The sequence below is a fragment of the Vicinamibacteria bacterium genome, from assembly GCA_035570235.1.
Classification (GTDB): domain Bacteria; phylum Acidobacteriota; class Vicinamibacteria; order Fen-336; family Fen-336; genus DATMML01.
Genome location: DATMML010000094.1, coordinates 20,614 through 34,143 on the forward strand (window position 1 = coordinate 20,614; position 13,530 = coordinate 34,143).

The following is a 13,530-nucleotide window of genomic DNA, read 5'->3' on the forward strand; positions in this document are numbered from 1 at the left end:
CGTCGCATCCTATCAAAAATCGGTTCCCAAGCGGGCCCGCCCCCGTCGCGGCGGCCAAAGGGCCGCGGCCAGTATCCCCGAGCGGATACCGTGGAGTAAACTCCGGGGCCGTCATGCCCGCGCGCGCCAAAACCCGCTGGCTTGCTCGCATCGTGGCCTTCACCGCCACCCTGCTCGCCCTCTGGGTCGTCCTCGCGCCCCGTCCGCCCGCGCGGCCCTCGCCCCGTCTGGCCGCCGCCGCCCTGCGGCACGACGTCCGCATCCTGCGCGACAGCTGGGGCGTACCCCACGTGTTCGGCAAGACCGACGCCGACGCGGCCTATGGCCTGGCTTGGGCCCACGCCGAGGACGACTTCCCCACCATCCAGGGTGCGCTCCTGGCCGCCCGCGGCCGGCTGGCCTCCGTTTTCGGCCCCCCCGCTGCGCCCAACGACTACATGGTGGCCCTGCTCAGGGTCTGGGACGTGGTCGAGGCGAGATACGAAAAGGACCTCTCGCCGGAGGCGCGCGCGATCTGCGAGGCCTACGCGGACGGCATCAACCACTACGCCGCCCTCCACCCCGGGGCCGCCCTTCCCGGCCTCTACCCGGTGCGGGGGCAGGACGTGGTGGCCGGCTTCGTCCACAAGCTGCCGCTCTTCTTCGGCCTGGACCGGGTGCTGGGCGGGCTCTTCGGACCGACGCGCCCCGAGGCCCCCTCCCGCCGCGCGCGGGCGGATCCTCCGGGGGAGAACGAGGCCGCGCTGGGATCCAATACGATCGCGGTCGCCCCCCGCCGCTCGGCCGATGGCTACACGAGGCTGGCCGTGAACTCCCACCAGCCGTGGGCGGGTCCCGTCGCCTGGTACGAGGTGCACCTCAGAAGCGAGCAGGGTTGGGACATGGTGGGCGGGGTATTCCCGGGGGCGCCGGTCGTCCTCCACGGCCACAACCGCGACCTGGGCTGGGCCCACACCGTGAACCGGCCCCGCCTCATCGACGTCTACCTCCTGGAAACGAACCCCAGAAACCGCAACCAGTACCGCTTCGACGGGGCCTGGCGGGAACTCGAGGTGCGCACGGTGCCGATCGAGGTGAAGCTCTTCGGGCCTCTTCACTGGACGTTCTGGCGCGAGACCCTGTGGTCCGTCCACGGGCCGGTGGTGCGGCGACCCCACGGCACCTACGCGATCCGCTTCGCGGGCATGGGTGAGGTCCGGCAAGTGGAGCAGTGGTACCGCATGAACCGGGCGCGCAGCCTGGAGGAGTGGCACGGGGCCATGAGGATGGGCGCCCTGCCCATGTTCAACTGCGGTTACGCGGACCGCGAGGGCAACATCGAGTACGTCTACAACGCACGCCTGCCCCTCCGCGGGGAGACCGACGGCGGGGAGGGCTATCTCGCCGGCGACACCTCGGCCACTCTCTGGACGGAGTACCTTCCCTTCGACGAGTTGCCCCGGGTGACCAATCCCCCCTCGGGCTTCGTCATCAACTCCAACAGCTCCCCCTTCCAGGCCACCCTCGGCCCCGGCAACCCGGACCCCGCGCGTTACCCTCCAAGCCTCGGGATCGAGACGCACCTGACCAACCGCGCGCGGCGGGCCCTCGAGCTCTTCGGGGGAGACAGCTCCGTGACCCGGGAGGCCTTCGACCGCTACAAGTTCGACACCGCTTATTCTCCCGACTCGACGACCGCCCGCCGCTTCCACGAGATCGTGGACGGCCGCCTTCCCGACGACCCGCTCCTGCGGGAGGCGGCCGACCTCCTGCGGCGCTGGAACCTGGACACGGATCCCGCGAACCCCGCGGCCGCCCTCGCCCTGCTGACGCTCCGGCCCGGGGACGCCGACCAACCGCCGCCCCTCGAGCGCTTCGCGCTCCTGGCCCGCCTGGAAGAGGCGGCCCGAACTCTAAGGCAGACGTACGGACGCCTGGACGTGCCCTGGGGCGAGGTCCACCGCCTGCGCCGCGGGACGGTGGACTTGCCGGTGGGGGGCGGTCCGGACACCCTCCACGCGGTCTATGCCCGCCCGGCCGCGGATGGGCGACTCGTGGGCTGGGCGGGCGACAGCTACGTCCTGCAGGTGGAGTGGGACCCCGCGGGCCGAGTCCGCTCGCGCAGCATCCACCAGTACGGAAGCGCCACCCTCGACGAGCGATCGCCCCACTACGCCGACCAGGCCCCGCTCTTCGTGCGGCGGGAGCTGAAGCCCGTGTGGCTGAACGAGGCCGAGATTCGGGAGCACCTGGAGCGGGAGTACCGGCCGGGGCAGGAGACCTTCCCCGGGAGTCGTCCCCATGCCACCCCCTGAGGTGTCCCCTTCCCCTACCGCCGTCTTCGGGGCGGCTCCCGCCCCCCGCGGGCGCGCCCTCCGCCCCTGCCCTTCGAAGGACGCCCCCTCGCGCCGCTCCTCGATGCCGCCCACGCGGGGGCGGCGGCTTCGCCTAGGGCGTCCGGGCCCAGGGAGAGCGCGATGAGCGGCGACCGCGACGCCCTCAGCGAGCAGATCCACCTCTTGGGCGACCTCCTCGGCCAGACCCTTGTGGAGCAGGAGGGCCAGCCCCTCTTCGACCTCGTGGAGGAGATCCGGGCCCTGGCCAAGGCCCACCGCGGAGGCGACGGCGCGGCCGGCGAGCGGCTGCTCCGGAGGGTGGAGGCCCTGCCCCTGGCGGAGGCGCGGGGGGTGGTCAAGGCCTTCGCCTCCTACTTCCAGCTCGTGAACCTGGCCGAGGAAGAGGAACGGGTGCGGGTCCTGCGCCGCCGGGCCCGCGAAGCCCACGCCCACGGCGATTCCGTGGCGGAGACGGTCCCCGCCGCCATCCGTGAGCTCCACGCGCAGGGCCTCTCCCCGGAGGAGATGCAAGCCCTCCTGCGCGACCTCCTGGTCATGCCCGTCTTCACCGCCCACCCCACCGAGGCCAAGCGCCGCACCGTCCTCACCAAGCTCGGCCGCATCGCGGAGGCCCTGCACACGCTCGACTTCCACTCCCCCACTCCCGAGGAGTCGGAGGCACTCCTGAGCCTTCTCCGCGAAGAGATCGTGTCCCTCTGGCAAACGGAAGAGACCCGCGCCTACCGCCCGAGCGTCCTCGACGAGGTGCGCAACGGCCTCTACTACTTCGAGGCCACGCTCTTCGACTTAGCCCCCGAGATCCCGGCCCGGCTGCGGCGGGCCCTCAATCAGTACTACCCCGGCCACTCCTTCGCGGTGCCGAACTTCCTGCGGTTCGGGAGCTGGATCGGCGGCGACCGCGACGGCAACCCTTTGGTCACTCCGCGGGCAAGCGAGGAGACCCTTCGCGAACATAAGGCGGCAGCGCTCCGCCTCCACCTGCGGGCCCTCGAGCGCATGCATGGCCACCTGAGCACGGCCGAGCGCTACGGGGTGAGCCCCGAGCTAAGGATCAGCCTCGAGAGGGACGCCGCCCTCTTCCCGGAGGCCGCGGAGCGGGCCGCCCAGCGCTATCGCCGGCAGCCCTACCGCCAGAAGCTGGCCCTCGTCTACCGCAAGCTCGCCGCCACCCTGGAGGCCAGCCAGCGCCCTTGGCGGATCGACCACCGTCCCCGGCCGGGGACTTACGCCGGCGCCGACGAGTTCGGGGCCGACCTCCGTCTTCTCCAGGACAGTCTGCGCACGCACGGGGGAAGCCGGCTCGCGGAAGGCCGCCTGGCCACCCTCGCGGCCCAGGTCGCGATCTTCGGGTTCCACCTGGCCACCCTCGACCTCCGCCAGCACGCCGAGCGGCACACGAGCGCGCTCTCGGAGATCTTCCAGCGCTACGCCGTCGCGGACGCGTTCGGAGCCGGGCGGGAAGAGGCCAAGGTCCAGCTCCTGACCGCGGAGCTCCTGAACCCCCGGCCCCTCACTCCCGCCCGCCTCGACTTCAGCGAGGCCACGAGCGAAACGCTGGAGCTCTTCCGGCTGGTGCGCCGAGCCCACGAGCGCATGGGAGCGGCCGCCATCGACAGCTACATCATCAGCATGACGCGGGACGCGAGCGACCTCCTGGCCGCGCTCCTCCTGGCCAAGGACGCGGGGGTGGCCGACGCCCTCGACGTGGTCCCCCTCTTCGAGACGGTGGCCGACCTGCACGCCGCCCCCCAGACCATGGAACGGCTGTTCAAAAACCCCGCCTATGACCGCCACCTCCAGGCCCGCGGGCGCGCCCAGGCAATCATGATCGGCTACAGCGACTCCAATAAAGACGCGGGCTACCTGACCGCGAACTGGGAGCTGCACCTGGCCCAGCGCGCCCTGGCCGCCCTCTGCGCCCGCCACGGGGTGACCCTCACCCTCTTCCACGGCCGGGGCGGCTCCGTGGGCCGCGGGGGTGGACCCACCAATCGGGCCATCCTCGCCCAGCCCCCGGAATCGGTGGGGAGCCGGCTCAAGCTCACGGAGCAGGGGGAGGCCATTACCACCCGCTACGCCAACCCCCATCTGGCCCGGCGGCACCTGGAGCAGCTGGTCCACGCCGTGCTCGTGACCAGCGGCAAGCGGTCGAGGACGAGCAGCCCCTCGCGGGGGGGGGCTTGGCAGGAGGCCCTGGACGCCCTCGCGCCCCGGGCCGAGCAGGCCTATCGATCGCTCGTCCACGGCTCGCCCGCGATCCTGCGCTACTTCCGCGCGGCCACGCCCGTGGACGAAATCGGGGAGCTCAACATCGGGAGCCGCCCCGCCCGGCGTCACCCCGGAGAGGGCATCGCCGACTTAAGGGCCATCCCTTGGGTCTTCGCCTGGACGCAGAGCCGGCTCACCCTGCCCGGCTGGTACGGTCTGGGCGCGGCCCTCGAGGCCTGGGCCCAGACCGGCGCGGAGTGGGAGTTGCTGGGGGCCATGTACCGGGAGTGGACGTTCTTCCGAACCCTCGTCGACAACGCGCAGGTCTCCCTCCGCAAGGCCGACCTCCTGATCGCGGACGTCTACGCCGGCCTGGCCGACCCCGAGACGCGGAGGGAGATCTTTCCCCTCCTGCGCGCCGAGTACGAGCGGACGGAGGCCGCCCTCCGCCGGCTCACCGGCCAGGTGGACCTGCTGGACCACGAGCCCTGGCTGCAGCGCTCCATCCGCGTCCGCAACCCCTACATCGATCCCATGAACTACATCCAGGTGGCGCTCCTGCGCCGGCTGCGCAGCGCACCCGGGGGGCCAGAGGCGGACGCGCTCAAGGAGGCGGTGCTCCTCAGCGTCAACGGGATTGCGGCCGGGCTGCGGAACACGGGGTGAGAGCCTAGGGCTCACCGGCACTTGACGAGGCGGGCCCGCCCCCCGAGGGTCAGGTGGAAAGGACCCAAGGAGGGGCCCTCCTCGAGGGCGATCTCCAAGACCAGGTTCGTGCCCTCGCTCGACCCACGGTAGAGGGCGGGAGCGCCGCCCTCGGCTTCGTCCTTGCGGGTGGGGCCACCGTGCTCGCGGACGAAGCGACCCTTGGCTTCGAACCGACCTCTCTCGTCCAGGACCATGGCCTCGCCTATGCTCCCGTGGGCGCAATCGAACTCCAGGAGGGCCCCCGTCTCCCCCACCGACATGCGCACGTGCTGTCCGCCCCACTCTCCGCTCGCCAGGCGCGTCCCGGCCTCCGCCCCGGGAGGGGGGAATAGGCCGCCGAGCACGAGCAGGGCCGCGAGCACCCTTCTGCCACCGATCGCGGTCATGTCCTTCAAGATACGTCCGCCGCGTGCTTTTATTCAATTCATTCAATTTTTTGTTGACAGGACGACGGGGCGGGCTGAAAATCCCCCGACTTAGTTGAGAGTTGCTGCGGGCCAGCCAACGAAGTGGGGTCCGCGAGGTTCTTCCGGGCCCGTCCGGGGTTTCTAGCGGACAGGGGGTCTTGCGGGAGTGCACGTCGTTCGCCGTCTTCCCCCAGAAAAGCGCGATGTGAGCGGGCCCACCGCCGGCCCGCCACCCAGGGGCGTAGCGTCCGCACACCTTCCCCGCCGGCAGGGCTCTCGGCGGGGGTCAACGACACTCCAGACTGCGAGGGGGCAGGAGATATGAGGAGAACCGCCGGACTACTCGTGGGAGGGGGCCTGGGTCTTTGCGCGTTGGCCCTCATGTCCTCGGACGGTCCCGCTCGCGCCGCCCAGAACACGACCCATCCGATCAAGCGGATGACAAATCCCGCGTTCCTCAGCCCCGATCACTTCGACCAGTCGCCCCCGCTCCGGGAGATGCCGGAGATCGCCCCCAACTGGGCCGAGCTGGACCGGCACGAGGTGAAGCGGTGGGCCCACCAGCATCCCCTGCTCACCCCCGCGCAGCTCATGCTCTTCGCCGACCCCGCCCGCCAAGCCGCCCTGACGAGCGCGATCACGCCCGCCCTCAGCGCGAGCGCCGGTCTGAATTTCGACGGTGTGGGCGTTCCAAGCTACACCCCCACGGGAGCCCCCCCGGACACCGAAGGCGCGGTGGGCGCGACCCAGTACGTCCAATGGGTCAACACCGCTTTCGCCGTCTTCAATAAGTCCACGGGCGCGGTGATTTACGGCCCCGTGGCTGGCAACACGGTCTGGCAGGGCTTCGGAGGGTCGTGCGAGACGGACAACGACGGCGATCCCATCGTTATGTACGACAAGGCCGCCAACCGCTGGCTGATGATGCAGTTCGCCGTCACCGGCGGCCCGCCCTATTATCAGTGCGTCGCCGTTTCCACGACTTCCGATGCGACCGGAACCTGGAACCGCTACTCCTACCAGTTCGCCGACTTCAACGACTATCCGAAGGGCGGCGTCTGGCCCGACGCCTACTACGTCACCTACAACATGTTCGCGGGAGGGGTGACCTTCAGCGGCGCCCAGGTCTGCGCAATGGACCGCAGCGCCATGCTGAACGGCACCGCCGCCACCCAGCAATGCTTTCAGCTCTCCTCGAACTACGGGGGGCTCCTGCCCGGGGACCTGGACGGCGCAACCCCGCCTCCCGTCGGTTCCCCCGAGTACGTGCTGGCCTTCGACGACGTGAGTCTCAGCGCGCTCAACCTCTGGAAGTTCCACGTCGACTGGACGACCCCCAGCAACTCCACCCTCACCGGCCCCACCAGCCTGCCCGTGGCCGCTTTCGCCGAGGCCTGCAACGGTGGCACCTGCATCCCTCAGGCCGGCACGTCGCAGCAGGTCGACTCGCTCGCCGATCGAATGATGTACCGCCTGGCTTATCGCAACTTCGGCGATCACGAGGCGCTGGTCACGAATCACTCCGTCACCTCCGCCGGCGTCTCCGGCGTCCGCTGGTATGAGATCCGTTCCCCGGGGGGGACACCCGCCGTCACCCAGCAGTCCACGTTCCAGCCCGACGCCACCTACCGCTGGATGGGCAGCGTCGCCATGGACCACGTCGGCAACATGCTCCTCGGCTACAGCGCCTCCAGCTCCTCGCTCCATCCCAGCGTCCGGGTCACGGGTCGACTCTCCACCGACCCCCTGAACACCCTGCAAGCGGAAACCGTGGTCGTCACCGGCAACGGATCGCAGAGCGGGCAAAGCCTCACCCGCTGGGGCGACTACAGCGCCATGCAGATCGACCCCGCGGACGACTGCACCTTCTGGTACACGCAGGAGTACGAGCAGAGCACGGGGGCTTTCAACTGGAGCACGCGCATCGCGACGTTCAAGTTCCCCTCCTGCGCGACCACCGCCACCCCCGACTTCTCGGTCTCGGACTCGCCCGGCTCGGTCACCGTGGCCCAGGGGGGGAGCGGGACCAGCACCATCACTGTGGGCAGCCTGAACGGCTTCAGCTCCGCGGTCTCCCTCTCCGCGAGCGGGGTGCCGAGCGGGGTCACGGCGTCCTTCTCGCCGGGCTCGGTCACGCCTCCCGCCAACGGCAGCGGGGCGTCCACCCTCACCCTGACCGCCTCCTCTTCGGCCACCACGGGCACCGCGGTCGTGACCGTGACCGGGACCTCGGGGTCGACCACCCACTCCGCCACCGTCAGCCTCACCGTGACCGCGGCCCCCGACTTCTCGGTGTCCGCCTCGCCCGGCTCGGTCACCGTGGCCCAAGGGGGGAGCGGGACCAGCACCATCACCGTGGGCAGCCTGAATGGCTTTAGCTCCGCGGTCTCCCTCTCCGCGAGCGGGGTGCCGAGCGGAGTCACGGCCTCCTTCTCGCCGGTCTCGGTCACGCCCCCCGCCAACGGCAGCGGGGCGTCCACCCTCACCCTGACTGCCTCCTCCTCGGCCACCACGGGCACCGCGGTCCTGACCGTGACCGGGACCTCGGGGTCGACCACCCACACCACCACCGTCAGCCTCACCGTGGCCGCGGCCCCCAACTTCTCGGTGTCGGCCTCGCCCAGCTCGGTCACCGTCGCCCAAGGGGGGAGCGGGACCAGCACCATCACCGTGGGCAGCCTGAACGGCTTCAGCTCCGCGGTATCCCTCTCCGCGAGCGGAGTGCCGAGCGGGGTCACGGCCTCCTTCTCGCCGGTCTCGGTCACGCCTCCCGCCAACGGCAGCGGGGCGTCCACCCTCACCCTGACCGCCTCCTCTTCGGCCACCACGGGCACGGCGGTCGTGACCGTGACCGGCACCTCCGGGTCGACCACTCATTCCACTACCGTCAGCATCACCGTGACCACGGCCCCCAACTTCTCGGTGTCGGCCTCACCCAGCTCGGTCACCGTCGCCCAGGGGGGCAGCGGGACCAGCACCATCACCGTGGGCAGCCTGAACGGCTTCAACTCCGCGGTCTCCCTCTCCGCGAGCGGGGTGCCGAGCGGGGTCACGGCCTCCTTCTCGCCGGGCTCGGTCACGCCCCCCGCCAACGGCAGCGGGGCGTCCACCCTCACCCTGACTGCCTCCTCCTCGGCCACCACGGGCACCGCGGTCGTGACCGTGACCGGGACCTCAGGGTCGACCACTCATTCCGCGACCGTGAACCTCACCGTGACCGCGGCCCCCGACTTCTCGGTGTCGGCTTCGCCCAGCTCGGTCACCGTCGTCCAGGGGGGGAGCAGCCCGAGCACCATCACCGTGGGGAGCCTGAACGGCTTCAGCTCCGCGGCCTCCCTCTCCGCTACCGGCCAACCGGGCGGGGTGACGGCCTCCTTCTCGCCCGCCTCCGTGACGCCCCCCGCCAACGGCAGCGCCCCCTCCACCTTGACCCTCTCCGCCTCCGTCAGCGCCGCCGTCGGCACCTACACCGTGACCGCCACCGGCACCTCCGGCTCGACCAGCCACAGCGCCACCATCACCCTGACCATCACCAGCCCCGGCGGGGCTTTGACCGCCACCTACGACCCCACCCTCAAGGCGCCGAAGTGCGCCTCCGTGGGCAACTCCTGCGACTCCGGCCCCTCGCTGCTCCTGGGTCGCGACAGCATGTCCGGCGGGGCGGAGCCGAACCAGCCCAACAACGTCAACAGCTCGTGCGCGGACGGCACCTCCGGGACCTTCCACTCCGACGAGTCCAACGATCGGATCGTGGTGGCCACCACGGACGGCAGCGCCTTCGCCCCCGGCAAGACGGTGAAGGTCACGGCTACGGTGTGGGCGTGGAACACCGGATCCTCGGACGCTCTCGATCTCTACTATGCGGCCGACGCCACCAGCCCGACCTGGACGCCCATCCAGACCAGCATCGTCCCCACCGCGGGCGGGGCCCAGGCGCTCTCCGCGACCTACACCCTGCCCACGGGCGGCAGCCTGCAGGCGGTGCGCGCCAACTTCCGCTACTTGGGTAGCGCCTCTCCCTGCAGCGGCGGGTCCTACGACGAAGCCGACGACTTGATCTTCGCAGTGGGCGCGGGTAGTCCCGACTTCACGATCGCGGCCTCCCCGGCGTCGGTCACCGTGACCCAGGGCGGGAGCGGGACCAGCACCCTCACCGTCGCCAGCCTTGGCGGATTCAGCTCCGCCACCAGCCTGAGCGCATCCGGGCTCCCGAGCGGCGTGACCGCCGCTTTCTCCGCGACGCCGGTGACGCCGCCCGCCAACGGCAGCGCCACCTCCACCTTGACCTTGACCGCCTCCGCTTCCGCGACCACGGGGCCGGCGACGGTGACCCTAAGCGCGATCTCCGGCTCGCTCACCCACAGCACGACCTTGAGTCTCACCGTCAACACCCCGGGGGGGGGACCGCAGAGCGCGGTCTACGACACCACCCTGAAAGCCCCGAAGTGCGCGACGGTGGGGAGCTCCTGCGACTCCGGAGCGTCGTTGCTCCTGGGCCGCGACAACATGTCCGGGGGCGCGGAGGCGCACCAACCCAACACCATCAACAACTCCTGCGCCGACGGGACCTCCGGAACCTTCCATTCCGACGAGTCCAACGACCGCATTGTCGTGGCCACCACGGACGGGAGCCCCCTGGCCCACGGCAAGACGGTGAAGATCACGGCCACGGTGTGGGCGTGGAGCACGGGGTCGTCCGACGCCCTCGACCTCTACTACGCGGCCAACGCCAGCAGCCCCACCTGGGTCTTCATCGCCACGATCGTCCCCCCTGCGGGCGGGGTCCAGAACCTATCCGCGACGTACACGCTGCCCACGGGCAGCCTGCAGGCGGTCCGCGCGAATTTCCGGTATCAGGGCCGCGCGTCGGCCTGTAGCACGGGCGCGTACGACGACCACGACGACTTGGTGTTCGCCGTGCAATAGTCGGGGTCGGGATCGAGTCGGGCCGAGCGGGCCGCGGATGGCCGGATCGGCCCTTCCTTATCTATTGCCCGGGCGGGGCTCTCTTACAACCGGGCCGCGCGGGCCAGGTGGTCGGCCAGCGCCTTCTCGGCCTCTTCGGGGAGGAAGCCGAAGGGTCCCATCTCCCCCTTGTAGAGAACGCGGCCTCCCACCCCCAGGACGTAGATCCTCTCCGGCCAGGCGGCAAAGGCTTTCTCGGCCGGGCCATCCATGGGGTCGATGGCCACGGGGATCCGGTACTTCAGGCGATCGACCAGGATTTTGGCCGCCGCCTGCCGGTCCTCGATCCGCCGCGGCTGCTTGAAGACGATCCCGTCCTTGACGTTGGACTCCATCGACCACTCGTCCTCGGGGTGGGCCTCCGTGATGTAGACGGTGAGGAACTGGGCGCGGTCGCGGTAGGCGTCGTAGATGCGATGAAGATCACCGATCTTCTTGCGGAAGGGCGGTCAGGTACAGCTCCCGAAGACCAGGACCAGAGGCTTCTCGCTCCAAAGCCCGGACAGCTGGACGGGGGAGCCTTCGAACATCTCGAGCTTGAGATCGGGTGCGGTCTGGCCGACGCTCAGGGCCCCCTCGGCGCGGCGATCGTACTTGTTGTAGCGGAGGATCCCCTTGCGGACGAGGTACATGTACGCCCCTGCCCCCCCCGCGACGACCGCCAGCCCCAAGGCCGTGCCCACCAGCAGGCTTCTCTTCGTTCTCTTATGCATGGCGCGCGGTAGTGTAACGTGAGAGGGGGGGCGGGGCCAGAGGGGGCCCTACCAGCCCAGCCCGGTGACCAGCAGCCCCACCGCGGCGATGAGCCCGCCCGCGACCGCGTCCCCGTAGCGGTCCAGCCAGCCCGCGCGGATCACGCTCACCCCCGCCCGTGCCGGCAGCACCAGGGCCACCATGGCGGCCAGGGTGGCGAGCTCGTAAACGATCACGATGGCGCCCAGACGCAGGGGGCCCCCGGGAGCGGCCGCCATCATCAGGGGCACGACGGCCACGCAGGGATCGGCGGAGAAGAGCAGGAACAGGCTGAAGACCGTGATCCCCGAGGGATCGTGGACGTGGTCGTAGTGGGAGTGAGCGTGGCCGTGGAGGCGCCGGCCGGCGGCCCGCCGGAGCCCCCAGGCCCCGTAGAGCAGGCCAAAGACCAGGAGAAGGATCCCTCCCACCGATTCCAGTCGGCGTCCGAAGGCCTCCAGCACCCGAAACCCGAGGAAGAGGCCGAGCAGGCCCAAGGCCACCGAGGTGGTGACATGGCCGAACCCGCACAGCAGGGTGACCCGGGCCGTGCGGGCGGCGGACCAGCCCCGGGCCCGCGCCACGGCCGCGAAGGGAACCCAGTGGTCGGGGGCCAAAGAATGAAGCGAGCCCACGGTGGCCGCCGCCACCGCCAGAGCCCCGAGCAGCCCCTCGCCCATCCTCCCTCCCCCGCTCGAACTCGAGCCCCCCCATCATGCCACGGTGATCGGGGTCGCGGTGCTCCTCTTGGCCCTTTGACGGAGTTTTACTTGACGAGTCATTGATTGATCCATTAAGTTCTCTGGCGTGGGCAGCATCGAGCGGGAGATCGGTCAGCGCCGTCCCTTCCCCTCCCCGTCCCAGGAGGGGGCGGTGGCCCTCCTTCGCACCGCGGACCTGCTGCGCCGCGCGCTGGCGGGGGTGGTGGACCCCCAGGGTATAACCCCCCAGCAATACAACGTGTTGCGCATCCTCCGCGGGGCGGGAAGCGAAGGCCTCCCCACCCTGGAGATCGCGGAGCGCATGATCGAGCAGGCCCCCGGGGTGACCCGGCTTCTCGACCGGCTCGAGGAGAAGGGCCTGGGGCGACGAGCGCGCTGCCCCCGTGACCGCCGCCGGGTACTCTGCCGCATCACCTCTTCCGGCCTCCGCCTGCTCGCCAACCTGGACCGGCCCATGAACGAGGCCACCGAGAGCTTCCTTCGTCCCCTGGGCATCACCCACACCCGCCGGCTCATACGCCTGCTGGACGTCATCCGGAACGGCGAGGCCGGCCCCCAACCCCCCATGCATTTAGACAAGGAGAGAAGATCATGATCCGCAAGCTTCCGACCCTGGCCGCATTCGTGCTGGCCGCTACCCCCGTCCTCGCCGCCGACACCTACAATGTCGACAAGAGCCACTCCGAGGCCGTGTTCCAGGTCCGCCATCTGGTGAACAAGGTGAGCGGCCGCTTCCGGGAATTCTCCGGGACCATCCACGCCGACCCCGCCAAGCCCGAACTCTCTTCGGTGGAGTTCACGATCAAGACGGCCAGCATCGACACCGCCAACGACAACCGCGACAAGGACCTGCGCTCCGCCAATTTCTTCGACGTCGAGAAGCTGCCCGAGATCACGTTCAAGAGCGCGAAGATCGTGGCCACCAGCAAGGACCACTACAACGTCTCGGGCACCCTCACCATCCACGGGGTCGCCAAAGACGTGGTGCTGCCCGTCACCTTCCTGGGCTTCGTCAAGGATCCCTGGGGCAACGAGAGGGCCGGCTTCGAGACCTCGACCACCCTCAACCGGAAGGACTACGGGATCATCTGGAACAAGCTCCTGGACAGCGGAGGGACGCTGCTCGGGGATGACGTCAGCGTGAGCATCAACCTGGAGACGGTCAAGCAGAAGGAGTCGGCCCCGGCCGCCAAGTAGTCGGGTGACGAGCCGGGCGGTCCCCCCGCCCGGCTCGGTTCCTCTCAGGGCTCGCGAACTCATCGCGCGGAAAAGGGTCTCAGTTCAAGTCCGCCCCCCCGAAGCGCTTGCGCACGGTGCTCGGGGCGCGGGTGAACATCGCGGCCGCGGTCGGCTCCCCCTAGGCCAACGCCCCCTCGCTCCCGGAGGGCCATCACGCCTCGAGGTTCACCGCAACAGGTCGTTGCCCCCCAGAAAGCATGGTGCCCCCCACCG

General features: G+C 70.3%; 8 protein-coding genes and 1 pseudogene. 5 read left to right on the top strand and 4 right to left on the bottom strand.

Going from position 1 to position 13,530, the window contains the following annotated elements; genetic code table 11:
- The first annotated feature begins 113 nt into the window (after positions 1 to 113).
- Both VN461_17750 and ppc read left to right on the top strand, forming a co-directional pair.
- The gene (locus tag VN461_17750) at positions 114 to 2,294 is read left to right on the top strand and encodes an acylase (GenBank protein ID HXB56618.1); all 2,181 of its coding nucleotides are present in this window, start codon (positions 114 to 116) and stop codon (positions 2,292 to 2,294) included.
- Positions 2,295 to 2,456: 162 nt separating this feature from the next.
- On the top strand, positions 2,457 to 5,210 hold the full coding sequence (gene ppc / locus VN461_17755; protein HXB56619.1) for a phosphoenolpyruvate carboxylase: 2,754 nt from the start codon (positions 2,457 to 2,459) through the stop codon (positions 5,208 to 5,210).
- Positions 5,211 to 5,221: 11 nt separating this feature from the next.
- Here the strand turns inward: ppc and VN461_17760 are convergent, their stop codons facing one another.
- On the bottom strand, positions 5,222 to 5,638 hold the full coding sequence (locus VN461_17760; GenBank protein ID HXB56620.1) for a hypothetical protein: 417 nt from the start codon (positions 5,636 to 5,638) through the stop codon (positions 5,222 to 5,224).
- A 342-nt stretch (positions 5,639 to 5,980) separates the two neighbouring features.
- Between VN461_17760 and VN461_17765 the strand changes: the two genes are divergently transcribed.
- A complete protein-coding gene (locus tag VN461_17765; protein ID HXB56621.1) occupies positions 5,981 to 10,585 on the top strand; it encodes a hypothetical protein in 4,605 nt (1,534 codons plus the stop codon).
- Between the two features lie 83 nt (positions 10,586 to 10,668).
- Here the strand turns inward: VN461_17765 and VN461_17770 are convergent.
- The 3 genes and pseudogenes from VN461_17770 to VN461_17780 all read right to left on the bottom strand — a co-directional run bounded on the left by VN461_17770 (position 10,669) and on the right by VN461_17780 (position 12,036).
- A pseudogene (locus VN461_17770) lies at positions 10,669 to 11,061 on the bottom strand (deiodinase-like protein).
- A 12-nt stretch (positions 11,062 to 11,073) separates the two neighbouring features.
- Positions 11,074 to 11,337 carry a hypothetical protein gene (locus tag VN461_17775; GenBank protein HXB56622.1) on the bottom strand — a complete coding sequence of 88 codons (264 nt, stop codon included), beginning with the start codon at positions 11,335 to 11,337 and terminating at the stop codon, positions 11,074 to 11,076.
- Positions 11,338 to 11,385: 48 nt separating this feature from the next.
- Complete coding sequence (locus VN461_17780; protein ID HXB56623.1) at positions 11,386 to 12,036, bottom strand: hypothetical protein; 651 nt, start codon at positions 12,034 to 12,036, stop codon at positions 11,386 to 11,388.
- Positions 12,037 to 12,163: 127 nt separating this feature from the next.
- Between VN461_17780 and VN461_17785 the strand changes: the two genes are divergently transcribed.
- Complete coding sequence (locus VN461_17785) at positions 12,164 to 12,673, top strand: MarR family transcriptional regulator (GenBank protein HXB56624.1); 510 nt, start codon at positions 12,164 to 12,166, stop codon at positions 12,671 to 12,673.
- Complete coding sequence (locus tag VN461_17790; GenBank protein ID HXB56625.1) at positions 12,670 to 13,275, top strand: YceI family protein; 606 nt, start codon at positions 12,670 to 12,672, stop codon at positions 13,273 to 13,275. Before VN461_17785 ends, VN461_17790 begins: the two co-directional genes overlap by 4 nt.
- Positions 13,276 to 13,530 lie beyond the last annotated feature (255 nt).

Bases quoted from the DNA above. Each gene is read 5' to 3' on its own strand.
- VN461_17780 (HXB56623.1), bottom strand. From the start codon at position 12,036: ATGGGCGAGGGGCTGCTCGGGGCTCTGGCGGTGGCGGCGGCCACCGTG.
- VN461_17765 (HXB56621.1), top strand. From the start codon at position 5,981: ATGAGGAGAACCGCCGGACTACTCGTGGGAGGGGGCCTGGGTCTTTGC.
- ppc (HXB56619.1), top strand. From the start codon at position 2,457: ATGAGCGGCGACCGCGACGCCCTCAGCGAGCAGATCCACCTCTTGGGC.
- VN461_17775 (HXB56622.1), bottom strand. From the start codon at position 11,337: ATGCATAAGAGAACGAAGAGAAGCCTGCTGGTGGGCACGGCCTTGGGG.
- VN461_17790 (HXB56625.1), top strand. From the start codon at position 12,670: ATGATCCGCAAGCTTCCGACCCTGGCCGCATTCGTGCTGGCCGCTACC.
- VN461_17750 (HXB56618.1), top strand. From the start codon at position 114: ATGCCCGCGCGCGCCAAAACCCGCTGGCTTGCTCGCATCGTGGCCTTC.
- VN461_17760 (HXB56620.1), bottom strand. From the start codon at position 5,638: ATGACCGCGATCGGTGGCAGAAGGGTGCTCGCGGCCCTGCTCGTGCTC.